This is a genomic window from Bradyrhizobium sp. USDA 4451, from assembly GCF_054822585.1.
The window spans coordinates 1,697,026-1,711,833 of the sequence record NZ_JBTRCH010000001.1 but is presented as its reverse complement, the minus strand read 5'-3'; the positions used below and the strand labels follow the sequence as shown (position 1 = coordinate 1,711,833).

12 protein-coding genes and 1 pseudogene are annotated in these 14,808 nt (G+C 65.1%); 5 read left to right on the top strand and 8 right to left on the bottom strand.

The genetic code is table 11. From position 1 onward, the window contains the following. The first annotated feature begins 19 nt into the window (after window positions 1-19). Complete coding sequence (locus ACVMB0_RS07855; protein WP_461345848.1) at window positions 20-1,297, top strand: PQQ-dependent sugar dehydrogenase; 1,278 nt, start codon at window positions 20-22, stop codon at window positions 1,295-1,297. 202 nt (window positions 1,298-1,499) lie between these two features. Then, the gene (locus ACVMB0_RS07850) at window positions 1,500-2,078 is read left to right on the top strand and encodes a c-type cytochrome (RefSeq protein WP_461345847.1); all 579 of its coding nucleotides are present in this window, start codon (window positions 1,500-1,502) and stop codon (window positions 2,076-2,078) included. A 113-nt stretch (window positions 2,079-2,191) separates the two neighbouring features. On the opposite strand, the gene panE is transcribed toward ACVMB0_RS07850, so the two are convergent. The 4 genes from panE to ACVMB0_RS07830 all read right to left on the bottom strand — a co-directional run bounded on the left by panE (window position 2,192) and on the right by ACVMB0_RS07830 (window position 5,950). Next, window positions 2,192-3,112, bottom strand: coding sequence for a 2-dehydropantoate 2-reductase (panE, locus tag ACVMB0_RS07845; protein ID WP_461345846.1), 921 nt, complete (start codon window positions 3,110-3,112; stop codon window positions 2,192-2,194). Window positions 3,113-3,208: 96 nt separating this feature from the next. Beyond that, window positions 3,209-3,823 (bottom strand): DsbA family protein, encoded by a 615-nt coding sequence (locus ACVMB0_RS07840; protein ID WP_461345845.1) that lies wholly within the window; start codon window positions 3,821-3,823, stop codon window positions 3,209-3,211. A 106-nt stretch (window positions 3,824-3,929) separates the two neighbouring features. Then, a complete protein-coding gene (locus tag ACVMB0_RS07835) occupies window positions 3,930-5,228 on the bottom strand; it encodes an MATE family efflux transporter (protein WP_456798936.1) in 1,299 nt (432 codons plus the stop codon). A gap of 134 nt (window positions 5,229-5,362) precedes the next feature. Continuing rightward, a complete protein-coding gene (locus ACVMB0_RS07830) occupies window positions 5,363-5,950 on the bottom strand; it encodes a DUF2239 family protein (protein ID WP_456797009.1) in 588 nt (195 codons plus the stop codon). A 131-nt stretch (window positions 5,951-6,081) separates the two neighbouring features. On the opposite strand from ACVMB0_RS07830, the pseudogene ACVMB0_RS07825 reads away from it, so the two are divergent. Both ACVMB0_RS07825 and ACVMB0_RS07820 read left to right on the top strand, forming a co-directional pair. Beyond that, window positions 6,082-6,748: pseudogene (locus tag ACVMB0_RS07825) on the top strand (glutathione S-transferase family protein). 114 nt (window positions 6,749-6,862) lie between these two features. Beyond that, window positions 6,863-7,198, top strand: a complete 336-nt coding sequence (locus tag ACVMB0_RS07820; RefSeq protein WP_456797011.1) for a GIY-YIG nuclease family protein — start codon at window positions 6,863-6,865, stop codon at window positions 7,196-7,198. Window positions 7,199-7,264: 66 nt separating this feature from the next. Here ACVMB0_RS07820 and ACVMB0_RS07815 read toward each other — a convergent pair whose 3' ends face one another. The 3 genes from ACVMB0_RS07815 to ggt all read right to left on the bottom strand — a co-directional run bounded on the left by ACVMB0_RS07815 (window position 7,265) and on the right by ggt (window position 11,501). Continuing rightward, window positions 7,265-8,140: an SDR family oxidoreductase gene (locus ACVMB0_RS07815; RefSeq protein WP_461345844.1), complete on the bottom strand. Its 876-nt coding sequence runs from the start codon at window positions 8,138-8,140 to the stop codon at window positions 7,265-7,267. 210 nt (window positions 8,141-8,350) lie between these two features. Then, the gene (locus ACVMB0_RS07810) at window positions 8,351-9,649 is read right to left on the bottom strand and encodes an MFS transporter (protein WP_461345843.1); all 1,299 of its coding nucleotides are present in this window, start codon (window positions 9,647-9,649) and stop codon (window positions 8,351-8,353) included. Between the two features lie 106 nt (window positions 9,650-9,755). Continuing rightward, window positions 9,756-11,501, bottom strand: coding sequence for a gamma-glutamyltransferase (gene ggt / locus ACVMB0_RS07805; RefSeq protein ID WP_461345842.1), 1,746 nt, complete (start codon window positions 11,499-11,501; stop codon window positions 9,756-9,758). 114 nt (window positions 11,502-11,615) lie between these two features. On the opposite strand from ggt, the gene ACVMB0_RS07800 reads away from it, so the two are divergent. After that, window positions 11,616-13,007, top strand: coding sequence for an MFS transporter (locus ACVMB0_RS07800; RefSeq protein WP_461345841.1), 1,392 nt, complete (start codon window positions 11,616-11,618; stop codon window positions 13,005-13,007). Window positions 13,008-13,123: 116 nt separating this feature from the next. Here ACVMB0_RS07800 and purH read toward each other — a convergent pair whose 3' ends face one another. After that, a complete protein-coding gene (gene purH / locus ACVMB0_RS07795; protein WP_461345840.1) occupies window positions 13,124-14,716 on the bottom strand; it encodes a bifunctional phosphoribosylaminoimidazolecarboxamide formyltransferase/IMP cyclohydrolase in 1,593 nt (530 codons plus the stop codon). Window positions 14,717-14,808 lie beyond the last annotated feature (92 nt).

The window sequence follows — 14,808 nt, the reverse complement described above, 5'->3', positions numbered from 1 at the left end:
TGCGTAGGGGAGTGACGCGATGAAGTCCGCTTTCAATCGATCAATACTTGCGTTCGCGGCGATAGCGCTGCTGGCGGGGACCACCTTCGCCGGTGCGCAGCAACAAACAGACAAGAACCGTGCGCTGAAGAAGTACGAATCGGGCACCAAGGAATTCTGGACCCATCCGCCGGACGATTGGTTCCTCGGCGATGAGACCGAGGCGCAGAAGGGCCTTGCCCCGCCCTCCGGTCCGCCGACCGGCGCCTCCGACGCCGAACTCGCCAGCATGATGAAGAAGATCAAGCTGCCGCCGGGCTTCAAGATCGAGGTCTATGCCTCGAACGTGCTCGCGGCGCGCCAGATGGCCTGGGGCGACAAGGGCACGCTGTTCGTCGGCTCGTTCGGCCTCGGCAATGTCTATGCGATCAAGGACAACAACGGCAAGAAAGAGGTCAAGACCATCCTCAAGGGCCTCAACATGCCGACGGGACTCGCCTTCAAGGACGGCGCACTCTACGTCATCGCGGTCGACAAGCTGATCAAGTACGACAATGCCGAAGCCAATCTCGACAATCTCGGCAGCGGCAAGGTGGTGTATGACGACATGCCGTCCTACGCGGCGCATGGCTGGAAATACATCGCCGTCGACAAGGACGGCTGGTTCTACATTCCGTTCGGACCGCCCTTCAACATCGGCATCCCGCCGACCTCGGTGTCGCAGATCCGCCGTGTCGATCCGAAGACCGGCAATGCGGAGATCTGGGCGCTTGGCGTGCGCAACTCGGTCGGTGGCGACGTCGATCCGCGCACCGGCAAGTACTGGTTCACCGAAAATGCCCGCGACTGGATCAGCGACGATCTGCCGAGCGACAAGCTCAACATGATCTCGAAGATCGGCGAGCACTTCGGCTATCCCTATTGCCACCAGGGCAATTTGCCAGACACCAAGTTCGCGATGGGTCACAAGTGCTCGGAGTTCACCCCGCCGGTGTACAATCTCGGTGCACACGTGGCTCCGCTCGGCATGAAGTTCTATACCGGCAGCCAATTCCCGGCCGATTACAAGAACGCGATCCTGATCGCCGAGCACGGCTCCTGGAACCGGCACAAGTACCAGGGTGGCCGCATCGTGAAGATCACTGCGAGCCCCGATGGCAAGAATGCCAAGCAGGAGATCTTCGCCTCCGGCTGGATCGAGGGTGACCAGGGATATCTCGGCCGTCCCGCCGATATCCTGCTCGACAAGGACGGCTCCATCCTCGTCGCCGACGATTGGGCCGGTGCGATCTATCGCATCAGCTACAACAAGAAGTAACGGTCGAGCCAATGCGGGGCTGCGGTGGCCGATGAGGCAATCGCAGCCTCGCTTGCGATCAGATGACGGAACCAGCCGTCATGCCCGGACTTGATTCGGGCAGCCATCCAAACAAAAACCCTTTCAAACCAGATGGATTGTCGGAGCATCCTCGATCGGGTCGAGGACAGGCGCCCGGCAATGACAGCCGGAGAAACTGACAATGCGTCATGCGTCGCTTGGAATTCTGTCAGCGGCCATCCTGCTGGCGTCGTCCGCCCAAGCCGCGGACAATGCCGCCGTCAAGGAGAAGGCTGAGATGTGCGCCGGCTGCCACGGCGACAACGGCATCTCGCAGACCGAGAACATTCCCTCGCTGGCCGGCCAGCTCGACCAGTATATTCAATGGCAGCTGGTGTTCTTCCGCGCCGGCGCGCGCAAGAACGAGCAGATGCAGCCGATCGTCGAGCAGCTCAGCAATGAGGACATCCGCAATCTCGGCGCCTATTTCGCCTCGCTGACGCCGCCCAAGGGCGGCAAGGACGACAATCCGGACTTGTCCGAGAAGGGCAAGCAGGCCGCCGCCGGCCGCCGCTGCGCCTCATGTCACGGCGATACCTTTGCCGGTACCAAGGCGGTCGCCCGCATCGCCGGCCAGCGCGAGGAATATCTCGTCAAGGCGCTGCACGACTACAAGTCCGGACAACGCTCCGGCGGTGCGCAAGCCGTGATGGCCGACGTGGCCTATCCGCTGAGCGATGAAGAGATCACCGCGCTCGCGCATTACCTGGCGCATTTGTAGCGGCAACGACGGGGACGTGCGTAGCCCGGATGCAGCGAAGCGCAATCCGGGGCCGCTGTCTCAGTTGAACGACCGTACCCGGATTTCGCTTCGCTTCATCCGGGCTACAGGACTTAAGCGCTCCGCTGCTTCTCATACGCCTTGAGATGCGTATACGCCGTGCGCAGCTTCGGCACCGGGATCTTGGCGGCGTCGGCGCGCACGATCAGGTCGCCGATCACGTGGTCGGCTTCGACCGGAAGCCCCGCCTTGATGTCGCGGAACATCGATGCGGTCATCGGCGAGCCCTCGGTGGTGAGCAGCCCACGGGTGCGCTGGAAGAACGGACCGCCCGGCTCATGGCCGGCGTCGGCGGCGATCGCGCTGCATTCGTCGAGGATGCCGAGCAGGAATTCCTTGCCACCGGGCGCGGCCAGGATGTTGCCGACCGAGGTCCGCATCAGGCTGGTGGAGGCGGCGAGCGACGCCAGGAACACCCACTTATCCCACATGTCCTGCATCACGTGCTCGCTGGCGTTGGCACCGTTGATCGCGGAGAACGTCTCGGCAATCGCGCGCACCCGGTCCGAGGTGCCGCCGGCGCGTTCGCCGAAGCCCAGCGACTGCATCGGCTGCAATTGCACCACCTCGCGTTTCTCGTTCAGCGTCGCCGCGATGGCGCAGAGGCCGCCGAGCACATGCCGGGCGCCGAATGCCTTGTCGAGCGCATCGAGATGCAGCATGCCGTTGAGCAGCGGGATGATCGCGGTGTTGTCGCCGACCGCTGGCGCAAACGACTTGATCGCGTCATCGAGATCGAACGCCTTGCAGCTCAACAGCACGACGTCGAACTTGTCCGAGAGCTTGTCGGCCTGCACGGTCGGCGGATTGGTCAGCGTGACGTCGCCGTTCGGGCTTTTGATCACAAGCCCGGCCGAGGCGAGCTCGGAGGCGCGGCGGGGGCGCACCAGGAAGGTGACGTCACGGCCGGCCTGAAGCATCCGGCCGCCGAAATAACCGCCGATCGCACCGGCGCCGACCACGAGAACGCGCATGGGAATTTGTCCTTCTTTGTTGTTCGCTGCCCGCGGGCGAATAGCGAATGGGGAGTAGCGAATAGATATAGATGCCGGCGCACCATTCGCTACTGGCTATTCGCCATTCGCTCCCTTGATCATTTCCTCGACCTCGCGCAGCTGCTCCTTGCCGAAGAAGATCTCCTTGCCGACGAAGAAGGTCGGCGAGCCGAACGCGCCACGCTCGACGGCGGATTGGGTGTATTCGATCAGCTTGCCCTTCACGTCGGCGTCCTGCGCCCGGGCGAACAGCTTTGCCGCATCGAGGCCGGAGGACGCCAGCGCTTTGCCGGCGACTTCCGGGTCGTCCATCTTCTTCGGTTCGACCCACATGTGATGGAAGGCGGCCTCGACATACTTCTCGAACACGCCCTCGAACTGGGCCGCGACCGCCGCACGCATCAGGTTCAGTGTGTTGACCGGAAAGAACGGGTTCCAGGTGTAGGGCTTGACGCCAAACCGCTTGAGGAAGCGCTCGGTCTCGATCTTCATGAACTCGGGCTTGTTCTTGACGCCCGCCAGCGTCTCGGCCGGCGACTTGTTGTTGGTGGCCTTGAAGATGCCGCCGAGCAGGACCGGGACATATTCGAACTTGACGCCGGTGCGCTGTTCGATCGCGGGGATCGCCTCATGGCTGAGGAAGGCGTTGGGGCTGCCGAAATCGAACAGGAATTGCGGTTTCTGGCTCACGGCGGTTTCTCCCTCGGCTTGTTGGGCATTTCTCCAGGATGAGCCTGCTGCGGCAGGCGTCGTCCGGAGAATATGATACTCATCATGTGAGCCGCGGCGAGCGATGTCAAATCAGCCGCTCGATGGTCTGCTTGCGCCATACCAGGGCGTAATAGGCCATCTGCAGCACGAACATGGTTGCGAAGGTGGCGGGATAGGCGATCCAGATGCCGCTGATGCCGATGGTGCGGCTGAGCAGGATCGCGACCGGCACCTCGACCAGCGCGATGGCCAGGATCGAGATGAATAGCGGCATCCACACCGTGCCGCCGGCGCGCATCGCGCCCGAGAACACGGTCGCCATGCCGAACAGCACCATGCTCCAGAGCACGATGTACAAAAGCTGCTGCGCCAGTGCGAGCACCGCGCCGTCGACGATGAAGAAGCCCATCAGCGGCCGTGCAAAGAGATAGCCGAGCAGGACGAGTCCGCCGGTCAGCGCGAGATTCATCTCGATGCCGGTTCTGACGATCGCGCCGACCCGGGCGGGCTCGCCGCGGCCGATCGCCTGCGCGCCGAAGATCGAGACCGATATCGCGATCGAGATTGCCGGAAACTGCACATAGCCGATCACCTGGTTGACCGCGCCATAGGCCGCGGTGGCGTCGGAGCCGAAGCCGTTGACGAGGCCGAGCAGCACCAATTCGGCGAGCGAGACCACAACCATGCCGATCGCCGTGGGAATGCCGAGCCGCAGCACGATGCGCAGCAGGCCGCCGTTCGGCCGCATCGCGCGCAGGAATGCGGCGTCGAAGGCGAGCGCATGCTTGTGCCTGAGCATATGGACATGCAACCACAGCAGCGTGACCACGCCCGAAACCGCGGAGGCGACCGCCGCGCTGGCGACGCCGAGCCTGGGCAGGCCGAGCCAGCCGTGGATCAACGCCGGCGTGACGACGAGGCCGACGATGGTCGAGACCGTCAACGCCACCAGCGGCGTCACGGTGTCGCCGACGCCGCGCATCATCGCGGTGAGCAGCAGGAATGCGAACGTCACCGGCATCGCGATCATCATGATCCGCGCATAGGACACCGCGGCGTCGAGGACGTCAGGCGGCGTCGCCAGCGCGATCAGCAGCGGACGGGTGAACAGGCCGCCTGATATCGCGATCGCCAGCGCCAGCAGCAGCGTCACGGTCATGGTGGTGCCGGCGACCGCCTTCACGCGGTCGGGCTCGCCGGCGCCCCAGGCCTGGCCGATCATGACCGAGGCGCCGGCGCTCAGCCCGATCACGAAGGAGATGAAGAAGAACATCACCGGGAAGAACACCGACGCCGCCGCGAGCGCGTCGACGCCGATCATCTGGCCGAGATAGATGCCGTTGATGGTGCCGAACAGCGACTGCAGCACGTTGCTGAGCAGCATCGGCGCCAGGAACGACAGGAAGGCTTTGCGCAGGGACGGGGGCTTGGACACGTTGAACTTCCAGATCTGAGTTGCCAGGACGGCGCGCAGGTCGAATCACGACCCGCGCGGCCACCATGTCGCGCGAGAGCGGGCTAGTCCGCTTGATCGCTATGGGCGAGCCTGATCGCGTGATCGCGGATGTCGGCCGGCCAGTCCGCGATCAGCGTCGCAAAGCGACGCCGGTCATGCGCGAACAGGGCGCGGATCGCCTCTTCGTAGTTCGGCCGGTTGCCGGCCATCGTGGTCATGAAGCGATAGGAGGCATCCTGTGCTGCGCGCGTGCGGTCCTTGTCGCCGCTCGAGCGCCGGGCCTCGTCGATCAATTTGCGGATCGCAACCGAGGCGCCGCCCTTCTGCTGCGCGAGCCAGTCCCAGTGCCGCGGCAGCAGCGTGATCTCGCGCGCGACGACGCCAAGCTTGGGACGTCCCGGGCCGCGCGGCGCGGCCGGCGCCGCCGGCTCCTCGCTGGGCGGCGGCGCGAGCTTCGGCAGCCGGGCCAACACGTCGTCGACCGAGCCCCGGTAGTCGATGTCGACCAGCGCCGAGGTGCGGCCGTTGAACACCAGGATCGCGGCGTCCTTGCGCCGGTCGATTAACTGCTTGGCGGCGCGGGCAACGTCGCTGAGGTCGCCGGCTGCGATGCAGTGCTCGTTTTCGAAGGCGACATAGGCTGGGTTCATAACTGATCTCTTCGGTTGCGCGACATATTGCCCGGGTAATTTGGGGTCATGCGGGCGCATTCATCTCGACTTTCCTGTGTCAGGCTGGCACCAAGCGCGGCCCGACTGCGCTGACACCCGAGAGGACGCCCATGCTGACGGTTCATCACCTCAACAATTCCCGCTCGCAGCGCGTGCTGTGGCTGCTCGAGGAATTGGGCGTGCCCTACGAAATCGTGCGCTACCAGCGGCAGCCGGACATGCGGGCGCCGAAGGAGCTGCGCGCGATCCATCCGCTCGGCAAGTCGCCCGTCGTCACCGACAACGGCAACACCATCGCGGAATCCGGCGCGATCCTCGAATACATCATCGCGAGCTACGGCAAGGGCCGCCTGATCCCGCCGGCCCGATACGCCGGAGCGGCTGCGCTACACCTATTGGCTGCACTATGCCGAGGGCTCGGCGATGACCCCGCTGCTCCTCAAGCTGTTGTTCACTCTGATGCCGAAGCGCGCGCCGGCGCTGCTGCGGCCCTTGGTGCGCAAGGTGTCCAACACGGCGCTGTCGACGCTGGTCAATCCGCAGCTCAAGCAGCACATGGCCTATTGGGAAGGCGAGCTCGGCAAGAGCGAGTGGTTCGCCGGCCACGAATTCTCCGGCGCCGACATCCAGATGAGCTTTCCGCTCGAAGCGGCCGCCGCGCGCGGCGGGCTCGAGGACGGCCATCCCCGGTGCGTCGCATTCCTTGAACGCATCCACGCCCGCCCGGCCTATGCGCGGGCGCTGGAAAAGGGCGGGCCGTACCAGGTCGGCCGGTAGAATCGCAGTCATGGCCGGCGGCTCCGGTTTCGATGTCGCCATTTATATCCGGGTATTATTGCGGTGTCAATAATGCCCGGGTATAAATGGCGTGTCGAATCGACAGGAGCGGCCATGAAGACCGAGCACCGCAAGCAGGCCATCGCCGACTACAAGAAGCGTGCGAGCATGGCCGGCGTGTTCGCGATCCGCTGCCGCGCGACCGGCGAGGTCTGGGTGGGGCAAACGCTCGATCTGCAAAAAATCCAGAACCGGATCTGGTTCACGCTGCGAATCGGCGGTCATCGGAATGCCGAGCTGCAGCGCGCCTGGGCGGCGCATGGCGCGGACAATCTCACGCTCGACACGCTGGAGCGGATCGAGGACGAGGAGCTCGGCTATGTGCGCGATGCGCTGCTCAAAGAACGCGTGCAGCATTGGCGGATGCAGCTGAACGCGGCTGCGGTGTAGCTTAGAGCGTTTTCGAGCGAAGTGGATACCGGTTCGCGTGAAGAAAACGCGTCAAGACAAGAAACTCTAGCGCGCGGGCAGTGCCTGCACGGTGACCCCGGGCGGCGGCACGTCGTCGTCGGGCACGAAGAAGTCCGACATCAGCGGCACCGAGGGATCGACGCGATAGCGCTCGAAGTCGCGCACGCCATTGGCGTAGAGCACCTTGTCGTCGATGCAGAAATGCCCGGTGAATTCGCGCGACGGCCGGGTGATGATCGCATAGGCCGCATCGCCCATGATCTCCGGCGTGCGACTCGCGCGCATCATGGCATCGCCGCCGAGCAGATTGCCGACCGCGGCGGTCGCGATCGTGGTGCGCGGCCACAGCGCATTGACGGCGACGGCGGCGGATTTCAATTCGCCGGCGAGCCCGAGCACGCACATGCTCATGCCGAACTTCGCCATCGTGTAGGCGGTGGAATTCTCGAACCATTTCGTCTTGATGTCGAGCGGCGGCGACAGCATCAGGATGTGCGGATTCTCCGCCTTCTTCAGATGCGGGATGCAGTATTTCGACACCATGAAGGTGCCGCGGGTGTTGATATCAGTCATCAGATCGTAGCGCTTCATGTCGGTCGCCTGCGAATTGGTCAGGCTGATCGCGCTGGCATTGTTGACGCAGACGTCGATGCCGCCGAACTCGGCGACGGTCCGCTCGATCGCCGTCATCACCTGCGCCTCGTCCCTGATGTCGCAAATCACCGGCAGCGCCCTGCCGCCGGCGGCGCGGACCTCGTCGGCGGCGGTGTAGATCGTGCCCTTCAGCTTCGGATGCGGCTCGGCGGTCTTCGCCGCGATCGCAACATTGGCGCCGTCACGCGCCGCCCGCAGCGCGATCGCGAGCCCAATGCCGCGGCTGGCACCCGAGATGAACAGCGTCCTGCCTTTGAGCGATGTCATGAGAACCTCCTGTGAGGGAAGCACGGACCGACGGCTCCCTCTCCCCTTGTGGGAGAGGGTTGGGGGTGAGGAGTATCTCTCCGTACGGCATACTGCGTGGACAGACCGCGACCCCTCACCCGGATTGCATCTGCCGATGCAATCCGGCCTCTCCCACAAGGGGAGAGGCGAAGCGGAGCAAGCGGGATGGCCATCACATCACCTCACGTCCTACCCATCCGCATGCAACACGCGCCCGCGCGTTTCCGGCAGCGCGTAGGCGGCGATGAAGAACACGCCGTAGGCCGCCACCGCGAAGATCGCGATCGCATTGGCGAGCGTGGTCGTGGTCGAGAGTGCGCCGACCAGGAACGGGAACAGCGCGCCGACGCCGCGGCCGAAATTGTAGCAAAAACCCTGGCCGGAGCCGCGCAGCCGGGTCGGATAGAGCTCAGTCAGGAACGCGCCCATGCCGGAGAAATAGCCTGAGGCGAAGAAGCCGAGCGGGAAGCCCAGTACCCACAGCACCTCATTCGAAAGCGGCAGCTGGGTGTAGAGCAGCACCACCGCGATGGCGCCGATCGAGAAGATCAGGAACAGGTTGCGCCGGCCGATCCGGTCGGCGAGCCAGGCGCCGACGAGATAGCCGATGAACGAGCCGATGATCAGGGTCGCAAGATAGCCGGTCGAGCCGACGACCGAAAGCTTGCGCTCGGTGGTGAGGAAGCGCGGCACCCAGAAGGTGATGGCGTAATAGCCGCCCTGCATGCCGGTGCCGACCAGCGAGGCCAGCAGCGTGGTCTTCAGGATCGGTCCGTGGAAGATTTCCCACAGCGCCGCCGGTCCGCTGCCGGAAGCCTGCTGCTGTGCCATGGTCGCAGCCGAGATTTCGGGCTCGGTGACATAGCGGCGCAGATAGAACACCAGCAGCGCTGGCAGCGCGCCGATCACGAACATCCAGCGCCAGGCGTTTTCCGCAGGCAACACCGAGAACAGGATCGCCTGCGCCAGCACCGCAAGGCCCCAGCCGATCGCCCAGCCCGACTGCACCGAGCCGACCGCGCGGCCGCGATATTGCGGCCGGATCGCCTCGCCGATCAGCACCGCGCCGGCCGCCCATTCGCCGCCGAAGCCCAAGCCCAGCAGCGCGCGGGCGATCAGGAGCTGGTCGAAATTCTGCACCACGGCGCAGACCAGCGAGAAGAACGAGAACCAGATGATGGTGAGCTGCAGCGTCTTCACCCGGCCGATCCGGTCGGACAGATAGCCGCCGAGCCAGCCGCCGACGGCGGAGGCAAGCAGCGTCACGGTGCCCGCGAGGCCGGCGGTGCCGGCATCGACCTTCCACAGCGTGATGATGGTGCCGATGACAAGCGGATAGATCATGAAATCCATGCCGTCGAGCGTCCAGCCGGACGCGCAGGCCCAGAACGTGCGCCGCTCCTGCAAATTCATGTCGCGATAGAAAGCGAGGAGGCTGGTGTCCTCGATCTCTGCGACTTCGATTGATTTGGATTCAGCCGTGCTCATGCGCGTTCCCCGGAGAAATCATTCACCGGCTCTTTGCGATCCGCGGCCGGAGTTGCGCGGACCGCCAATCTATCGCGATGTAGCAGGCCGGGCAAAGCCCCGCGTTTTAGTATCCCGCGGCCTCCGCGCCGCGCGTGCGCGGATCGGGCGCGCCGAGCAGACCGCTGGTCGTGACGGCGATCGAGTTCGCGGAGGAGTAGCCGAGCGGTTCGACCGTCTTGTGGCCCTTGGCGCGCAGCTCGGTCAGCACCTCATCGGGAAAGCCGCGCTCGATCCGGACCTCGTCGGGCAGCCATTGATGATGCATGCGGGGCGCGGCGACCGCGGCCGCGATATCCATCTTGTAGTCGATCACGTCGACGATGATCTGCGTCACCGCGGAGATGATGCGGCTGCCGCCGGGCGAGCCCGTCACCAGCACCGGCTTGCCGTCCTTCAGCAGGATGGTCGGCGACATCGACGACAGCGGGCGCTTGCCGGGTCCCGGCAGATTGGCCTCGAAACCGACCAGGCCGAACGCATTGGAGGCGCCCGGCGCGGCGGTGAAATCGTCGAGCTCGTTGTTGAGCAGCACGCCGGTGCCGTCGGCGACGAGGCCGACGCCGTAAGGGAAGTTCAGCGTGTAGGTGTTGCTGACGGCGTTGCCGCTGGCATCGATCACCGAATAATGCGTGGTGTTGTCGCCCTCGTGCGGCTGCTTCGCGTTGCGTACGTCGGTCCAGGGCGTGGCGCGGGCGAGGTCAATGGTCGCGCGCTGCCTGGCGGCATAGTCCTTGTCGACCAGCAATTGCGTCGGCGCGTCGACGAAGGCGGGATCGCCGAGATAGCGGGCGCGATCGGCATAGGCCCGCTTCATCGCCTCGATCATCACATGCAGCGAGGCCGCCGAGCCCTGCTTCATGTCGGACATCGGAAAGCCTTCGAGGATGTTGAGGATCTCGAGCAGAACGACGCCGCCGGAGGACGGCTGCGGCATCGAGACGATGTCGTAGCCGCGATAGGTGCCGCGGATCGGCGTGCGGATGATAGGCTGATAGGACTTCAGGTCCTCGACACTGAAGATACCGCCGGCGTTCTTGATCCCGCTGACGAGCTTCTCGGCGACGGCACCTTCGTAGAATCCGCGCGGGCCCTGTTCGGCAATCGCGGTCAAGACGCCGGCGAGGTCGCCCTGGATCAGGCGGTCGCCCTCGCGCAGCGGCGTGCCGTCGGCGTGCGAGAACGTCTTGGCCGACTTCGGCCAGCGCGACATGCGGCGATACATGTCGTTCAGCGTGTCCGACGTGTCGTCGGTGACCACGAAGCCGTCGCGCGCGAGATCGATCGCAGGCTTGAGGATCTGCGCCAGCGTGAACTTGCCGGAGCCGTATTTCTCCAGCGCCAGCGCGAGGCCTGCGACCGTGCCGGGCACGCCGATCGCGAGCGCGGAGTTGCGCGACTTGTCGGGATCGGGCTTGGCCTCGGCGTTGAGGAACATGTCGCGCGTTGCGGCCTGCGGCGCGGTCTCGCGGTAGTCGATCGCGACGTCTTCTTTGCTTGCGGCGAGATGGATCACCATGAAGCCACCGCCGCCGATATTGCCGGCGCGTGGATAGGTCACCGCCATCGCAAATCCGGTGGCGACGGCGGCATCGATCGCATTGCCGCCCTGCCGCAATATGTCGGCGCCAACCCGCGCCGCGAGTTTCTCCTGCGCCACCACCATGCCGTGTTCGGCGCGAATGCTGCGGGCAGTGTCGGTGGCTGACGGCTCGTAGGCGTGGCGCTGAACCTGGCCGAGGGCTGATGTCGCGATGCCGGTCACCAGGAGAGCGGCAAACAGCCGCCGCGACATCATTGCTGTCCGCGCCATCGAAATGTCCTGCCCTGTTCATCGCCGTATCAGTCAAACCGGCTCATGCTATATGGGAGCGGATTGAAGCAGCAAAAGCCTGCCTGTGGTTCGAGTTGGGGAATATCTTTCGCGATGACGACAACATTGCAGACGGGCGCCGGCGATACGAAAACCACCACAAATGTCTATCCGGGCCGCGCCGCCGTCGTCAGCTGGATCTTCTTCGACTGGGCCGCGCAGCCTTATTTCACGCTGATCACGACCTTCGTGTTCGCGCCCTATTTCGCAAGCTTCGTCGCGTCGGATGCGGCGAGCGGGCAGGCGTTGTGGGGCTTTGCCACCGCGGCCGCGGGATTGGCGATCGCGTTGCTGTCGCCGGTGTTGGGCGCGATCGCCGACGCCAGCGGCCGGCGCAAGCCGTGGATTGCGGCCTTCGGCGCGCTGCTCGTGATCGGATCGAGCGCGATGTGGATCGGCAAGCCCGGCAATCCGGACATCGTCCCGATGCTGCTGCTTGCCTATGCGATCGCGAGCGTCGGCGTCGAGTTCGCGACCGTGTTCAACAATGCGATGATGCCGACCCTCGTGCCGCCCGACAGGATCGGGCGCCTGTCAGGCACCGGCTGGGCCACCGGCTATGTCGGCGGCATCCTCAGCCTCGTGCTGGTGCTCGGCTTCCTCGCCGCCAATGCCGAGACCGGCAAGACGCTGTTCGGCTTCACGCCGCTGTTCGATCTCGATCCGGTCATGCATGAGGGCGACCGCATCACCGGACCGCTGACCGGGCTGTGGTTCATCATTTTCGTGACGCCGATGTTCCTGTTCACGCCGGACTATCCGGCGAAGCGCCCGCTGCGCGAGGCACTCGGTGAAGGCCTGCGCGAGCTCGGGGAATCATTTGCGGGGCTGCCGAAGCAGACATCGCTGGCGCGCTTCCTGCTGGCCAACATGATCTACACCGACGGGCTGGTCTCGCTGTTCGCGTTCGGTGGCATCTATGCCGCCGGCACGTTCGGCTGGGACACGATCCGGATCGGCACCTTCGGCATCATCCTGGCGGTGGCTGGCACCTTCGGCGGCTGGATCGGCGGCAAGCTCGACGATCGGTTCGGGCCGAAGCGCGTGATCACCGGCAGTCTCGTGATCCTGCTGTTTGCGATCATCGTGATCCTCACCGTGAACAAGGGTTCCATCCTGTTCATCCCGGTCGCGCCGCCGGTGCCAGGCGGTGCTTTGTTCGCGGGCGCCGCCGAGCGCGCCTATATCGTGCTGGGTTGCCTGATCGGCGCCACCGGCGCGCCGTTGCAGGCGGCCTCGCGCTCGCTCCTGATCCGCCTCGCGCCCAGGGATCGCATCGCGCAGTATTTCGGCTTGTTCGCACTGACCGGGAAGGTGACGTCGTTCATCGGGCCGCTCTTGATCGGCGCGATCACCGCGGCGACTGCGAGCCAGAAGGCGGGCATGGCAGTGCTGGTGGCGTTCTTCGTGGTGGGGCTGGCGCTGCTGGCGAAGGTGCGGGAGTAAATCACCGCCGTCGTCCCGGCGAAGCTCGTAGCCCGGATGGAGCGAAGCGAAATCCGGGACGGTCTCTCAGCGGATCAAAGACCCCGGATTGCGCTTCGCTCCATCCGGCTACGAGATCAATGCCTAAAATGCCGCACGCCGGTGAACACCATGGCGATGCCGTGCTCGTCGGCGGCCTTGATCACCTCGTCGTCGCGCATCGAGCCGCCGGGCTGGATCACGGCGGTGGCGCCGGCCTCGATGCAGGCCAGCATGCCGTCGGCGAACGGGAAGAACGCGTCCGAGGCGACCACCGAGCCCTTGGTCAGCGGCTCGGCGAGCTTCAGCTCGGCCGCCGCATCCAGCGCCTTGCGGGCGGCGATGCGCGCAGAATCGACCCGGCTCATCTGGCCGGCGCCGATGCCGACGGTCGCAAGATCCTTGGCGTAGATGATGGTGTTCGACTTGACGTGCTTTGCCACCCGGAAGGCGAATTTGAGATCGCGCAGCTCGGCGTAGGTCGGCGCGCGTTTGGTCGCGACCTTCAGGTTCATGTCCTCGATCACGGCATTGTCGCGGCTCTGCACCAGGAGGCCGCCGGCAACGGTCTTGGCGGTGAGGCCTGTCGCGCGTGCGTTCGGTAACCCGCCGGCGAGCAGCAGACGCAGATTGCGCCGGCCGGCGATGATCGAAATCGCCTCTTCGGTGGCGTCGGGCGCAATGATCACTTCGGTGAAGATGCCGATGATCGCGCGTGCCGCATCCGCATCCAGCGTGCGGTTGACCGCGATGATGCCGCCATAGGCCGAGGTCGAGTCGCAGGCCAGCGCACGGGCATAGGCGGTGGCGAGATCGGGACCCTCGGCGACGCCGCACGGATTGGCGTGTTTCACGATCACGCAGGCCGCGGTGCGCTGCGGGTCGAACTCGCCGACGCATTCATAGGCCGCGTCGGTGTCGTTGATGTTGTTGTAGGACAGTTCCTTGCCCTGCAGTTGGCGTGCCGTGGCAACGCCCGGCCGCTTCTCCGGCGTGGCGTAGAACGCCGCGGTCTGGTGCGGGTTCTCGCCATAGCGCAGCGACTGGATCAATTTGCCGCCGAAGGCGCGGAAGTCCGGCGCCTTGGTGTCGAGCTGCACGGCAAACCAGTTCGAGATCGCGGCGTCATAGGCCGCGGTGCGCGCATAGGCCTTGGCGGCGAGCCGGCGGCGCAGGCCGAGCGAGGTCGCGCCCTTGTGCGCGGCGAGCTCGTCGAGCACGGCCTGATAATCGTTCGCCTCGACCACCACGGCGACGTCGTCATGGTTCTTGGCCGCGGCGCGGATCATCGCGGGGCCGCCGATGTCGATGTTCTCGATGCACTCCTCGAAGCCGGCGCCTTTGTCGACGGTGGCCTCGAACGGATAGAGGTTGACGACCAGAAGGTCGATCGGCGCGATGCCGTGCGCGGCCATCGCGGAGGCATGCTCCTTGTTGTCGCGGATCGCGAGCAGGCCGCCATGCACCTTCGGATGCAGCGTCTTGACCCGGCCGTCCATCATCTCCGGAAAACCGGTCAGCTCGGAGACGTCCTTGACCTTCAACCCGGCCGCGGCGATCGCCTTGGCGGTGCCGCCGGTCGAGACCAGCTCCACGCCCTGGTCGGCCAGCGCCATGGCGAAATCGATCAGTCCGGTCTTGTCGGAAACGGACAACAGAGCGCGGGTCACGCGGCGAAGCTGCTCGGTCATATCGGAAATTCCCTGGCTGTTAAGGCAGCCGGGTAGCATGGTTTTGGGCGGTACGAAACCGGTCCGTGGGACCGAATCCCCGCAAATTGGCG